At 63.6% G+C, this 13,817-nt stretch carries 12 protein-coding genes; 1 reads left to right on the forward strand and 11 read right to left on the reverse strand.

All coding sequences use genetic code 11. The features are described from left to right. Positions 1-21: 21 nt before the first annotated feature. Complete coding sequence (locus tag F3Y30_RS00125; RefSeq protein WP_203424592.1) at positions 22-966, forward strand: rhodanese-related sulfurtransferase; 945 nt, start codon at positions 22-24, stop codon at positions 964-966. Between the two features lie 113 nt (positions 967-1,079). Here the strand turns inward: F3Y30_RS00125 and F3Y30_RS00130 are convergent, their stop codons facing one another. The 11 genes from F3Y30_RS00130 to F3Y30_RS00180 form a co-directional block, all read right to left on the reverse strand. Further along, on the reverse strand, positions 1,080-1,439 hold the full coding sequence (locus F3Y30_RS00130; protein ID WP_203424584.1) for a hypothetical protein: 360 nt from the start codon (positions 1,437-1,439) through the stop codon (positions 1,080-1,082). A gap of 258 nt (positions 1,440-1,697) precedes the next feature. Further along, complete coding sequence (locus F3Y30_RS00135; RefSeq protein ID WP_246752825.1) at positions 1,698-2,117, reverse strand: hypothetical protein; 420 nt, start codon at positions 2,115-2,117, stop codon at positions 1,698-1,700. Between the two features lie 475 nt (positions 2,118-2,592). Next, positions 2,593-3,372: a MetQ/NlpA family ABC transporter substrate-binding protein gene (locus tag F3Y30_RS00140; RefSeq protein ID WP_203424593.1), complete on the reverse strand. Its 780-nt coding sequence runs from the start codon at positions 3,370-3,372 to the stop codon at positions 2,593-2,595. Positions 3,373-3,391: 19 nt separating this feature from the next. Further along, complete coding sequence (locus F3Y30_RS00145; protein WP_203424594.1) at positions 3,392-4,057, reverse strand: methionine ABC transporter permease; 666 nt, start codon at positions 4,055-4,057, stop codon at positions 3,392-3,394. Next, the gene (locus F3Y30_RS00150; RefSeq protein ID WP_203424595.1) at positions 4,047-5,138 is read right to left on the reverse strand and encodes a methionine ABC transporter ATP-binding protein; all 1,092 of its coding nucleotides are present in this window, start codon (positions 5,136-5,138) and stop codon (positions 4,047-4,049) included. The genes F3Y30_RS00145 and F3Y30_RS00150 overlap by 11 nt, the downstream gene beginning before the upstream one ends. A 399-nt stretch (positions 5,139-5,537) precedes the next feature. Beyond that, positions 5,538-6,920 (reverse strand): GH1 family beta-glucosidase, encoded by a 1,383-nt coding sequence (locus tag F3Y30_RS00155; RefSeq protein ID WP_203424596.1) that lies wholly within the window; start codon positions 6,918-6,920, stop codon positions 5,538-5,540. Between the two features lie 224 nt (positions 6,921-7,144). After that, positions 7,145-8,329 carry a Gfo/Idh/MocA family oxidoreductase gene (locus F3Y30_RS00160; RefSeq protein WP_203424597.1) on the reverse strand — a complete coding sequence of 395 codons (1,185 nt, stop codon included), beginning with the start codon at positions 8,327-8,329 and terminating at the stop codon, positions 7,145-7,147. A 197-nt stretch (positions 8,330-8,526) separates the two neighbouring features. Continuing rightward, positions 8,527-9,579, reverse strand: coding sequence for a sugar phosphate isomerase/epimerase (locus F3Y30_RS00165; protein WP_203424598.1), 1,053 nt, complete (start codon positions 9,577-9,579; stop codon positions 8,527-8,529). A 225-nt stretch (positions 9,580-9,804) separates the two neighbouring features. Next, a complete protein-coding gene (gene xylA / locus F3Y30_RS00170) occupies positions 9,805-11,115 on the reverse strand; it encodes a xylose isomerase (RefSeq protein WP_203424599.1) in 1,311 nt (436 codons plus the stop codon). Between the two features lie 37 nt (positions 11,116-11,152). Further along, positions 11,153-12,604, reverse strand: coding sequence for a xylulokinase (gene xylB, locus F3Y30_RS00175; protein WP_203424600.1), 1,452 nt, complete (start codon positions 12,602-12,604; stop codon positions 11,153-11,155). A gap of 25 nt (positions 12,605-12,629) precedes the next feature. Next, positions 12,630-13,655, reverse strand: coding sequence for a LacI family DNA-binding transcriptional regulator (locus F3Y30_RS00180; protein ID WP_203424601.1), 1,026 nt, complete (start codon positions 13,653-13,655; stop codon positions 12,630-12,632). Positions 13,656-13,817: the final 162 nt, after the last annotated feature.

The raw sequence follows: 13,817 nt of genomic DNA on the forward strand, positions 1-13,817 counted from the left end.
GCAAAGCTGTATTTGGCAGCCATGACCAGCGAACTCTCCATTCCCCGCCCCGAGGCCGACGGCCAGTTCCTTGTGGCCGCGCTCTATCACTTCGTCTCCGTGCCACGGTTCGCCGACCTGCGCGAACCGCTTCAGGCGCTGTGCGAGGAACACGGCGTGCGCGGCACGCTGCTGCTCGCCCACGAGGGCATCAACGGCACGATCGCCGGACCCGAAGAAGGCGTGCGAACCGTGCTTGCCTATCTGCGCGCGCAACCCGAATTCGCGTCGCTGCAGCACAAGGAGAGCCGTGCCTCCAAGATGCCGTTCCTGCGCATGAAGGCGCGGCTGAAGAAGGAAATCGTCACGATGGGCGTCGAGGACATCGACCCCAACAGGATCGTCGGCACCTATGTCGCGCCGAAGGACTGGAACGCCCTGATCTCCGATCCGGACACGATCGTCATCGACACGCGCAACGACTACGAGACCGCCATCGGCGTATTCCGCAACGCCGTCGATCCGAAGACCAAGACGTTCCGAGAATTTCCGGAATGGGTCCGGCAGAACGAGGGGCTGCACAACAAGCCCAAGATCGCCATGTACTGCACCGGCGGCATCCGCTGCGAGAAGGCGACCGCCTTCATGAAGCAGGAGGGTTTCGACGAGGTCTACCATCTCGAGGGCGGCATTCTGAAGTATCTCGAGGAAGTCCCCGCGGACGAGAGCCTCTGGGAAGGTGCCTGCTTTGTATTCGACGAACGCGTCTCCGTGACCCACGGACTGAAGGAAGGCGAACACAAGCTGTGCAGGGCCTGCCGGCATCCGCTGACCGCCGAGGAGATCGCGTCCCCGGTCTACGAGGCGGGCGTCTCGTGCCCCCATTGCCACACGGAACGAAGCGATGACGACCGCCTCCGCTTCCGCCAGCGGCAGAAGCAGATGGATCTCGCCCGCAAGCGCGGACAGAAACACCTCGGCAAGTAAGGCGGATCACCCGGAAGTGCTCGGCGGTTCCCGATTGCGGGATGCGCAAGAACAACGAGCACATGCGTCGACAGCCGGTCCGGTGATCGCGACGCGCTCGAGGGCGACTTCAGTCAGGCAACAGCTGTCGCTTGTGCACCGCCCGCCGAAGACCGGCGATGTCGCCGCTTGACGGCCTGGATTTCACGCATCAGCGCGTCGAAATCCTCGAGCGCCTCCTGCTCCTCCTGCGAAAGATCCTCGGGACGCCCGAAGCGGGTCAGCAGTACCGCAAGCGCATCCTCGATCCGGCCGATCTGCCGGCCATAGCTCGCGACGTCGCGCAGGATCTCGCCTTCGACCTCCGGGTTGGACGACGGGCCGAGATCGAAGCTGAAGAGACTGAAGCTCGTGTTGCCGGGGCTGAACACCCAGGTCCAGGGGTTGATCGTCTGCGTCACATCTCCGGAAAGCGGCAACTGGAAGCGGGCCATGATCGTCCCCTCGTTGATGGAGCACCAAGAATAGCCACACGACCGCGAGGCAGCAATCGCGCCCTAAACGCGGGGCGTGGGGCGCCAACCCTGAAATGACAATCCCGGCGGATGGCTTGTCCGCCGGGACCGTCATGAAGTGGCATCATGCCAAACCGGCCACGGCGAGGCCGGCGCCAACAGAGGCGGTTCACAGAAACGGCATGCCCAGGGGGTGGACCTGACGATCACCGCCTGGACAGGAATGCCGTCTCTTCGTCAGACCCATGCGGTACGCTCGCCGAACGGCGTGGAATCATCGAAATTCGTCGTTCCGATATTGCTCTTGCTTTCGTCCGAGGACGATTGCGTGGCCTGTGCGGCCTTGGCATCCTGTCCGTTCTGCGCTTCCCCAGACTTGCTGGCCTGCTGCGCTTCAAGTGAAGCGAGCTGGGCCTTCAAGGCTGCGACTGCCTCTTCAATCTCGGCCTTTTCTTCGTCGGACTGGGCATCTTCCAGTTCCGCTTCCTTGGCCGAAATTTGAGATTCGAGCTGAGCGATCTGCGAGCTTAGCGAACTCCCAGAACTGCTCGTCGAACTCGTGCTCGAGAGAAGCGATACCGATGAACTTGAAATGGCGCTAACCATCTTTTCGTCCTCTACTTCTTCTTCACAATGCCCCGGCATAGGCCGGGGCATGGGAACTCTTCCCTGCTTGCCGGGTTGCGGAAAAGGCGATTTATAAGGGGTCAGATCTTGTCACCCGCGCACGGGGAGAATGGAGGCCGGTTGGCGCCTCACGCAAATCCGTTCGGATTTTTCCGCGAGTAAGGGCACTTTCTTTGCGCCGTCTTTCGAAAAACAGCAATTCAAGGAAACAGGATTGCATTTGTTTCTGTTTCGCAATGAATTGCGCACCGGATACGCGGCGCCACGCAGCAACGCTTGGCAATATTGAGAGATATGGAGAGACAAAATTCCTGGGCGTCGCAACCGTTGTTTACCCGAAACATCACGATTTCGCCGACATTAGTTCATCTCTCGCGCCGGCCTGACGTAACGGCACCTCGTTTCTAGGCGCCGGCAGTAGATATTCGACGATTCGCCCCTATCCGAAAATGCAAATCGCGCGCCGTGTTTGCGGCGCGCGATGAGAAATCAGGTCCGGTGGGTCTTACCAGCTGGGGATGACCGAACCCTTGAAGGTGTCGTTCACGAAGGCCTTCACAGCGTCGCTGTGGTAGGACTCGACCAGCGTCTTGACCCAGGCGGCGTCCTTGTCCTTGGCGTTGATTGCGATGACGTTGACGTAGGGCGCCTTCTCGCCTTCGCGGGCGATCGGATCCTTTGCCGGATCGAGACCTGCTTCAAGCGCATAGTTCGTGTTGATCACGGCAGCGTCGACATCGTCCAGCGAGCGCGGCAGCTGGGCGGCGTCGAGCTCAGCGAAGGTGAGGTTCTTGGGGTTCTCGGCAACATCAGCCGGACCGACCTTGAGGCCAGCGCCTTCCTTGAGCTTGATCAGGCCGGCATCTGCGAGCACCAGCAGGGCACGCCCGCCATTGGTCGGATCGTTGGGAATTGCGACCGTTGCGCCATCGGCAAGCTCCTCGAGGCTCTTGACCTTCCTGGAGTAGACGCCCATCGGGAAGTTGACCGTGTAGGCGATGTCGACGAGGTCGAAGCCGCGGTCGGCGACCTGATTGTCGAGATAGGGCTTGTGCTGGAAGGAATTGGCATTGAGTTCCCCATCCGCCAGAGCCTGGTTAGGCACGACATAGTCGGAAAACTCGAGCACTTCGATGTCGAGGCCCTTGGTTGCCGCGACTTCCTTGACCTTTTCCATGATCTGCGCGTGCGGACCGGGCGTGACGCCCATCTTGATCGTTTCGGCGTGGGCAGCGCCCGTTGCGAAGGCGAGCGCCAGCGACGCCGCGAGAATGAGTTTCTTCATTGCTTTGCTCCTTGGATGTTCAGTTCTTGCGGGTGCGCCGGTCGAACCTTCGCGCCAGCGCGTCTCCGGCGCTTTGCACAAGCTGGACCAGCACGATGAGGACGATGACGACGATCAGCATGACGTCGGGCATGAATCGCTGATAGCCGTAGCGGATGCCGAGGTCGCCGAGCCCGCCGCCGCCGACCGCGCCGACCATCGCCGAATAGCCGATGAGGCTGACGATCGTCATCGTCAGCGCCAGGATCAGTGCCGGACGGGATTCGGCGAGCAGCACCTTGAAGACGATCTGCATGGGCGTGGCACCCATGGCGCGCGCCGCCTCGATCAGCCCCTTGTCGACCTCGCGGATCGCCGCTTCGACGAGGCGGGCGAAGAACGGGATCGTTGCGATGGTCAGCGGGACGATCGCCGCCTTGGTGCCGATCGACGTGCCGGTGATGAGCCGTGTCAGCGGGATGATCGCGACGACCAGGATGATGAAGGGCGTCGAGCGCGCGGCGTTGACGACAAGCCCGACGATGCGGTTCGTCGACGGTGCGGGGAAGAGCTCGCCGCGACCGCTGGTCGCCAGGAACACGCCGATCGGAAGCCCGATCAGCGAACCGATGAGACCGGCGATTGCGACCATGCGCAACGTGTCGAGCGTCGCCTTGGCGATGAGGAGGAGAAGGTCAGGCGACATAGCCGAGAACCTCCGTTACAAGGCCGTTTTCGTTGAAGAAGTTTCGCGCACGCTCCGTCGTCTCGGGCGTTGCGGCATAGGCGACCACCAGCGAGCCGTAGGGTTCGCCGCCGATCTCGTCGATCGTTCCGGCGATGATGTTCACCTCGGTTCCGACCGTCTTGATCAGCTGGGACACAAGCGGACGTTCCGCCGTGGCGCCGAAGAAGGTGAGCCGCACCACAGCCCTGTCCGTCGCTCCCGGCGCCGCCTTGAGATTTCTGGCAAGCGCATCGGGAAGCTTCGAGCCCGGAAGGCCGGACAAGAGAGCCCGCGTGGTCTCGTGCTGCGGCTGCGTGAACACGTCGAAGGTCCGCCCCTCTTCGACGATCCGCCCGCGGTCGATGACTGCAACCTTCGAGGTCACGGCCTTCACCACTTCCATTTCATGGGTGATGAGCAGGACGGTCAGCCCCAGATCGGCGTTGATCGTCTTCAGCAGTTCGAGGATCGACTGGGTCGTTTCCGGATCGAGCGCCGAGGTCGCCTCGTCGGAAAGCAGCAGCTTCGGTTCGGTGGCGAGCGCGCGGGCGATGCCGATGCGCTGCTTCTGCCCGCCGGAGAGTTCCGAGGGGTAGCGCGCATGCTTGTCGGCGAGCCCGACCAGATCGAGCAGCGGGCGCACGCGCGCCTCGATTGCCTGCTTGTCGACGCCGGCGATTTCGAGCGGAAGCGCGACATTGTCGAAGACGGTGCGGGACGAAAGCACGTTGAAGTGCTGGAAGATCATCCCGACCGAACGGCGAAGGCCGCGCAGGCCGGTTTCGTCCAGCCCGGCGACATCGACACCGTCGACGATCACCTTGCCGCCGGAAGGCCGCTCCAGTCCGTTCACGAGCCGGATCAGGGTCGATTTCCCGGCACCCGAGCGCCCGATGATGCCGGTGATCGAGCCCTTGGGCACGACAAAGTCGACGCCATCGAGGGCGACGAAGGCGCCGCTGGCGCCGGCCGTGCCAAACTGCTTGGACACGTTTTCAAAGGCGACTGCGGACTTTGCGCCTTCCTGCCCGGTGTGGGTGGCTGATTGGATTTTGCTCATCGCCAGACCGCCCCGGTCTGGGAGAGTGAAACAGGAATGGATGTCATCGGTGCTCTCGGATGTTCGAAGTCAGGTCCGTTCAGGACGGACGGAGAATGCGTTTGCTCAGGCCGACATTCGGCAACGCATTCGTATCAGGGAGCAACTCTCTATCATCTGGAGACCGGACATTTCAATTCGCGTTCGCACCCGCTGCAACGGGGCACGGGCACCCGGGCGCTTATGGACCATCAAGCGGCGGCAATGATAGGCATCATTTTCCGCCTGCAGCACCAATCCAGCAAAAAATTGCTCTTTGGCGCCAGGATTCGCCCCTGAGGCAGGAAAGTGTCGTGGAATGGGGTGAAGCCGGCAGAAGTTGGCCACGGGTGGGAACCCGGCCGCTCCCTGCCCCTTGCCCTACCCTTTCGCGGACGACGCGTGATTGCCCGCCGGAAACTCGCCGGCGAGGCGGGCGTACCACTCACCGCTTTTCTTGACGGTGCGAACCTGCGTCTCGTAGTCCACATGGACGATGCCGAAGCGCATCTTGTAGCCTTCCGCCCATTCGAAGTTGTCCATCAGGCTCCACGCGAAGTAGCCGCGCATCGGATAGCCCTCGGAAATGAGATCGGCGGTGACGGAGAGGTGCTCGGCGATGTAGTCGAGGCGCGGCTGGTCGTCGACCACGCCCTCCTCCACGCTCATGTTGTAGCAGGCACCGTTCTCGGTGATGTAGCATTCCGGCAGGTGGTAGTCGGCGTTGAGCTTGCGCACGAGATCGCCGAGCGCAGGCGCATAGACCTCCCAGCCGATATCGGTCTTGATGTCCGCGACGGGCGCCGCCGGAAGCGTGGCCGGGAACTCCGCGCCGGGCGCGGGGTCATCGTGGACGCGCATCGGCGTGTAGTAGTTGAGGCCCCACCAGTCGAGCGGCTGCGCGATCGTTTCCATGTCGCCCGGCTCGATTGCCGGCATGCGCCCGCCAAGTGCGGTCATGAAGCTTTCGGGATACTCTCCCTTGAAGATCGGGCCGAAAAACACGCCGTTGTTGAAATCGAAGGCGCGCTGCGCGGCTGCGACATCCGCGGCCGTGTCGCTGCCCGGATAGATCTGATGGGCATTGAGCACGATGCCGACCGGCAGGTCCGGCCGCTCCGAGCGGACAGCGGACACGCCAAGGCCATGGGCGAGATTGGTGAAATGCAGGGCATTGAGCGCCGCGTCCATGTTTCGCTCGCCGGGCGCGTGGATGCCGTAGAGATGGCTGAGCCAGACGGAGCACCACGGCTCGTTGAAGGTCGCTACCGCATCAAGACGGTCGCCGATCCGGGCGATCGTGGTCTTCGCGTAGCGCTGGAAGGCGTAGGCCGTCTGGCGCGCGGTCCAGCCGCCGTCGCCCGCCAGCATCAGTGGCAGGTCCCAATGGTAGAGCGTCGCGAAGGCCTTGATGTTTCGGGCCTTCAGGCCGTCGACGAGGCGATCGTAGAAATCGAGCCCCTTCTCGTTGATCGGCCCTGTTCCCTCAGGGATGATGCGCGGCCAGGCGATGGAGAACCGATAGGCCTCGACCCCCAGCGACTGGATCAGGTCGAGATCCTCCTCGAGCCGGTTATAGTGATCGCAGGCGACATCACCGTTGTGCCGGCCATAGACCCGACCCGGCATGTTGCAGAACGCATCCCATATCGAAGGCTTCCTGCCGTCGGCTTTCGAAGCCCCCTCGATCTGGAAGGCCGCCGTGGCGACGCCGAAAACAAAATCGCCCGGGAAACGGGCAGCGAGCATCTTGGGATCTGTCATGATCGATAATTCCGGTTGGCCAGCGGCAGCCCGATCGCCGGGCCGGTCCTGCTATAGTTCTGCAACGTTGCAGTAATGCGACTGTCCCCGGACTGCAACAACTGAAGTCGGAACGGACGGCTTTTCCTCATCCCGGAAAACGAGGCGATACAGCGCGAAACGACCGGCCTTCCCTCCATGCCGACCACTTCCCGCCGAAGCGGGAAGGGGTCTGGAGCTACGCGTCAGACTTTCACCCAAGCGCCGTTCCGCTGCGAGGAACGGACGCAGGCATCGACGAAGAGCATGCCCTTCAGACCGTCGTCGACGGTCGGATAGATGACGTCAGGATCGACCGCCACGCCCTTGCGTTTTGCGATGATCGCGCGCGCCGCCTCGGCATAGATATTGGCGAAGCCTTCGAGATAGCCCTCGGGGTGCCCGGAAGGGATACGGGTGACGCGGGCTGCGGCGGCATTGGCGCCGGCACCTGCACGGGTGATCAGCCGCTTCGGCTCGCCAAAGGGCGTGTACCAGAGATAGTTCGGGTCGGCCTGAACCCATTCGAGCCCGCCCTTTGTGCCGTAGACGCGCACCTTGAGGCCGTTCTCGTGGCCCGGCGCCACCTGGCTGCACCACAGCATGCCCTTGGCGCGAACACCGTCCTTCTCCGCAAAGCGCATCAGCACGTGGGCATTGTCGTCGAGACGACGGCCCGGAACGAAGCTGTCGAGGTCCGCGGCAAGCTCCTCCAGTTCCAGCCCGGATACGAAGGCGCCGAGATTGTAGGCGTGCGTACCGATGTCGCCGGTCGAGCCGCCCGCACCGGATTTCGACGGATCGGTACGCCATGATGCCTGCTTCTGGCCCGACTGTTCGATGTTTTCGGTCAGCCAGTCCTGCGGATACTCCATCTGCACGAGGCGCACCGTACCGATCTCGCCGTTCTGCACCATCTCGCGCGCATGGCGAACCATCGGGTAGCCGGTGTAGTTGTGGGTGAGCACGAAGAGCGCGTCGCTCTCATCCGCAAGCTTCTTCAGCTTGCGCGCGTCCGCAAGGGTCGAGGTCAGCGGCTTGTCGCAGATCACATGGATCCCGCGCTTCAGGAACTCCTTGGCCGCCTCGTAGTGCACATGGTTCGGCGTCACGATCGCCACCGCCTCGATGCCGTTCTTCAGCTTCGCCTCGCGGATGGCCATTTCCTTGAAACCCGGATAGCTGCGTGCGGGGTCGAGCCCCAGTTCACGGCCAGAGGCCACGGCCTTTTCCGGTGTAGAGGACAGGGCGCCCGCCACCAGTTCGAACTGGTCGTCCAGACGCGCGGCGATGCGGTGCACGCCACCGATGAAGGCGCCGGAGCCGCCGCCCACCATGCCGAGCCTGATCCGCGGCTCGCGCGCCTCGGTAGTGCTTCCTTCGATTGCCATAGGTTCTCTCCTGAAATTGGTCTTCGGGAGGGTATCCCCCCATCTGTCACGTCGGGACACCCTCCCTCGAGGGGGAGACTATCCGTTGCCCAAGGCCTGCACCTTTCGCAGGGTTTCAGTTCGGCCAGACGCGACCTTTATCCGATCTGCCCCTAAGGCGAGAGGCCCGCGGGGCAGAGGGTGTGAAGTGTGCGCTGTCAAAGTCCCAGCATGCGCCGGTTGGCAGCGTCGTCCGTGCCCGCGTCGGCGAAGTCGTCGAAGGCCTTCTCCGTTACGCGAATGATATGGTGGCGGACGAACTCCGCGCCTTCGCGTGCGCCGTCCTCGGGATGCTTGAGCGCACACTCCCATTCGACGACCGCCCAGCCTGCAAAGTCGTTGGCGGCCATCTTGGAGAAGATTGCACCGAAATCGACCTGCCCGTCGCCAAGCGAACGGAAGCGTCCGGCCCGGTTGACCCAGCCCTGGAAGCCGCCATAGACGCCCTGGCGCCCCGTCGGGTTGAACTCCGCGTCCTTGACGTGGAACATCCGGATGCGGTCCTTGTAGATGTCGATGTTGTCCAGATAGTCGAGGCACTGGAGAACGTAGTGCGAGGGGTCGTAGAGCATGCAGGCGCGGGCATGGTTGCCTGTGCGCTCCAGGAACATCTCGTAGGTGATGCCGTCGTGCAGGTCCTCGCCGGGATGGATTTCGTAGCAGACGTCGACACCGCAGGCGTCCGCGTGGTCGAGGAGTGGCTTCCAGCGCTTGGCCAGTTCGTCGAAGGCTGTCTCGACGAGACCCGCGGGACGCTGCGGCCAAGGATAGACGAAGGGCCACGCGAGCGCACCGGAAAAGCTTGCCATGGCGTTGAGCCCGAGGTTCTTCGACGCTGTCAGCGCAAGTTTCACCTGCTCGACGGCCCATTCCTGCCGGGCTTTCGGATTGCCGCGGACTTTAGGTGCGGCGAACCCGTCAAAGGCTTCGTCATAGGCCGGGTGCACGGCGACGAGCTGGCCCTGGAGGTGTGTCGAAAGCTCGGTGACCTCGACGCCGTTCTCGCGCGCCTTGCCCGCGAACTCGTCGCAATAGGTCTTCGATTGCGCCGCCTTTGCGAGATCGATCAGGCGCCCGTCCCAGCTCGGAACCTGCACGCCCTTGTAGCCGCAATCCGCGGCCCACTTGGTGATCGAATCCCACGAATTGAACGGTGCCGCATCGCCTGCGAACTGTGCCAGAAACAGGGCCGGGCCCTTGATGGTCTTCATTGAAGCTCTCCTCCCAGATGATCCGACCGCTTTTCGCCGGCCGGCTTCCTCGGTTGTCATTCCTGGCTCGAAGTCCTTGGAGGACCCGACCCTGAAACGTTTCAGGCAGCGGACGCTAGCATGGTTTCGCTACCCGACAATGGATCCGTCGGATTTTCCGCAGAAAAATCAGACAGATTGAGAAACCCCCGCAAGCGCTGTCGCGATTGCGGGGCCATGTCCAGATCAGACGTAGCGGTTGACCACGTTTTCCAGAAGCTCCTGCTTGCCGGAGCGCGGCTGCGGGTTGAGCCCGGACTTCAGCACCCAGGCCTCGATTTCCTCCAGCGTAAATCCGCCGTCGAGCATCTTCTTGGCTTCCGGCACGTTCCAGCCGGCGTAGCGATCGGCAAGCGGCTTGGACAGTGCCTTCTCCTCGATCATCTTCGCAGCAGCCTTCAGGCCGCGCGCGCAGCAATCCATGCCGCCAATATGACCGATCAGCAGGTCCTCCGGATCGAGCGACTGGCGGCGGAGCTTGGCATCGAAATTGGTGCCGCCCGTCGTGAAACCGCCGCCTGCGAGAACCTGGTAGTAGGCAAGCGCCATTTCCGGAACGTTGTTCGGGAACTGGTCGGTATCCCAGCCGGACTGGTAGTCGTTGCGGTTCATGTCGATCGAGCCGAAGATGCCGAGCGCGTTGGCGAGCGCCAGTTCGTGCTCGAAGGAGTGGCCGGCGAGGATGGCGTGGCCCTGCTCGATGTTGACCTTGACCTCGTTCTCCAGCCCGTACTTCTTGAGGAAGCCGTACACGGTTGCGACGTCGTAGTCGTATTGATGCTTCGTCGGCTCCTGCGGCTTCGGTTCGATGAGGATGGCGCCCTTGAAGCCGATCTTGTGCTTGTACTCGACGACGAGATTGACGAAGCGGCCGAGCTGGTCGAGTTCCTGGCCCAGGTTGGTGTTGAGCAGGGTCTCGTAGCCTTCGCGGCCACCCCACAGCACGTAGTTGTCGCCGCCGAGCCGCTGGGTCGCGTCGATGCAGGTCTTTACCGTCGCGGCGGCGAAGGCGAAGACATCGGGATCCGGGTTCGTCGCCGCACCCGACATGTAGCGTCGGTTGGAGAAGAGGTTGGCCGTGCCCCAGAGGAGCTTCACGCCCGTGTCAGCCTGCTTCTTCGCAAAGTGGTCGACGATCTCGTTGAGATTCTTCGTGTTCTCGACGAAGTCCTTGCCTTCCGGGCGCACATCGGCGTCATGGAAGCAGTAGAACGGCACGCCGAGGAGCTGAAAGAACTCGAATGCGACGTCGGCCTTGAGCTTGGCCGCCTTCATCGAGTCCTCGAACCACGGGCGCTGGAAGGTCTGGCCGCCGAAGGGGTCGCCGCCCGGCCAGACGAAGGTGTGCCAGTAGGCGACGGCGAAGCGGAGGTGATCCTCCATGCGCTTGCCGAGCACGATCTCGTCGGGGTTGTAGTGGCGGAAGGCGAGCGGATTGGTGCTCTCCGCCCCTTCGTACTTGATCTTGCCGATGTCACCAAAGAAACCGGTGCTCATGGATGTCCTCCTGTCTTTCGGAATGTGGTTTTCTGTTTCAGTAGGCAGCGCGGACAGCCGGATAGAGCCGGCGGTATCGCTGGTAGGCGTCCTCGTAGGCGGCGTTGAGTGCCGGCTTCGGTTCGATGGTCGCCGCAGTGCTCGGCGGTGTGCAGACCGACACGGGATCGGCGCCCGTTGCCGCGATCAGTCCAAGGCGGGCGGCCCCGAAGGCCGCGCCGAAATCGCCGTCCGCGGGAAGGTCGACCGGCAGGCCGAGAGTCGTGGCAATCGACTGCAGCCAGTAGCGGGAGCGCGAGCCGCCGCCGATCGCAGTGACGCGCGAAAGGCTGGTGCCGGCGGACTTCAGCGCTTCCAGGCTGTCGCGGATCGCGAACGATACGCCCTCGAGCACCGCCTGGGTCAGCGCCACCCGGTCGCTCTCGTGGCCGAGGCCAAAGAAGGCGCCACGCACCGCCGCATCGTTGTGGGGCGTGCGCTCTCCGGAAAGGTAAGGCAGGAACGTGACGGCGCCGGGCGCCTTCAGGTTATCGCCGAGTTCGCCGGTCAGGTCCGACGCGCTGGCGCCGGTGAGCCGCGAGTACCAGTTGAGGGCGTCGGTCGCCGAAAGGATGACCCCCATCTGGTGCCAGGTGTTGGGCAGCGCATGGCAGAAGGCGTGGACGGCGCTGGCCGGATTGGGAAGATAGGAGGCGTTTGCGGCAAAAAGCACGCCGGAGGTGCCGAGAGAAACGAAGGCGGCGCCTTCGCTGACGGTGCCCATGCCGCAGGCGGATGCGGCGTTGTCGCCGGCGCCGCCGGCCACGACGGCGTCGCCGGAAATACCCCACTTCGCCGCGAGTTCGGCGCGCAGGCGACCGGCCGGATCGGTGCCCTCGACCAGCGCCGGCATCTGCCGTTCCTCCAGATCGGTTGCCGCCAGAAGATCGGACGACCAAGCGCGCTTGCCGGTGTCGAGCCACGAGGTGCCGGCGGAATCCGACATTTCGGACATGTGCTCCCCGGTGAGCCACAGGCGGAGGTAGTCCTTGGGCAGGAGAACCCACCGGACCTTCGCGAAGATGTCCGGCTCGTTGTTCTTGACCCAGGCGAGCTTCGGCGCCGTGAAGCCGGGGAAGACGATGTTGCCGGTAATCGCGCGGAAACGGGGATCGGCATCGAGTGCGGCCGCCTCCGCGTGGCTGCGGGTATCGTTCCACAGGATGCAGGGACGCAGCACCTTGTCATCGGCATCGAGCAGGGTCGCTCCGTGCATCTGGCCGGAAAGGCCGATGCCGCGAACCGCCGAAAGCTCGCTCGGATGCTTGGCCCTGAGACCTTCGACGGCCTCCTCGGTCGCGCGGATCCAGTGCGACGGATCCTGTTCCGACCAACCCGGATGCGGGCGGGACACGTCAAGACCGCCGTTGGCGGAGCCGATGACCCGCTGGTCGCCGTCTATCAGCATCGCCTTGACGCCGGAGGTTCCGAGATCGAGACCCAGATACATGTGCGTTTCTCCCTAGCTCTGCCTCTCAGGGCAGATTGTCCTTCAAAAATATGTCGAGCCGGATGCGCTCCTGCGCGGCGATGACAGGCAGCCCGTCTGCCTTCGCCTTCAGGACGCGGATAGCGCTCCTGACCTCATGGCCGGCATCCTGGTTGAGAATTGCGTCGATCGTCCCGTCGAGGAGTGCGGCGCGCGTGTGCGCCGTCAGCTCATGGGCGACCACCGTCAGGTCGCGACCCGCCCCCTGTTCCTTGAGGGCACGGATCAGGCCGCGGTTGCCCGCGCCCAGACTGTAGATCCCGACAATCTGTTCGTCCGTCGAAAGTACATCGGCAATCAGCCTGTGCGCGGTCTCCGGATCGTCGCGGGCTTCGAGGACCGGCAGAACCGAAAGGCCGGAAAAGTCCTCCGCCATGACGGCTGCAAAGCCCTCGAGGCGTTCGCGGTGGTCGCGCACCAGCATGGAGCCGGCGAGTACCGCCACCCTGCCCCGGATACCGCCAAGAAACCTGCCGAGAAGGCTAGCGGCCGTGCGGCCGGCTGCGATGTTGTCGACGCCAGCGTAGTGATGTCGAAGCGAAGCGGTAAGGTCGGAGACCAGCGTCACGACCGGCACGCCGTCCTTGACGAGCGCATCCACCGAGGCCCGGACATCAGGCGCGTCGGTCGCGACGAGAGCGATGCCGGCGGGGGCCTCCCCGCGGAGTCCTTCGAGAACCGAGACGAGTGCGGCCGGATCGAACGCCGGCACCTCGACCGTGCGGATGGCGGTGCGCTCTGCGGCCGACCGGGCGATCGCCTGCCCGATCTCGGCGCGAAGCCCGTGCATGAACGAGTTGTCGCTGGCCGGCAGGATGAAGACGAGCGGATAGACGCGGCCCTTGGCGAGATTGGCGGCGGCGACGTCGCGCACATAGCCCAGCGTCTCGATGGCCTTCTCCACCCTTGCCCGCGTGACCCCGCGAACACCCGGGCGGCCGTTGAGCACGCGGTCCACCGTGGCCAGGCTGACGCCCGCTTCGGCAGCGATGTCATGAACAGTCGGGCGCATGTTTCCTCCGCGGACATGCCATAGAGGATTTTCTGATGTACGTAAATCAAAAATTCTCCGGCAGAAAACAAATCGGGCGCGGCCACTGGAAAAATCCATGCAGCCGCGCCCGCGCCGGAGGTATCAAGAGACTGAAAAGTCTGAACCTACAGGGTGACCATC

Source organism: Sinorhizobium sp. BG8, from assembly GCF_016864555.1.
Taxonomy (GTDB): domain Bacteria; phylum Pseudomonadota; class Alphaproteobacteria; order Rhizobiales; family Rhizobiaceae; genus BG8.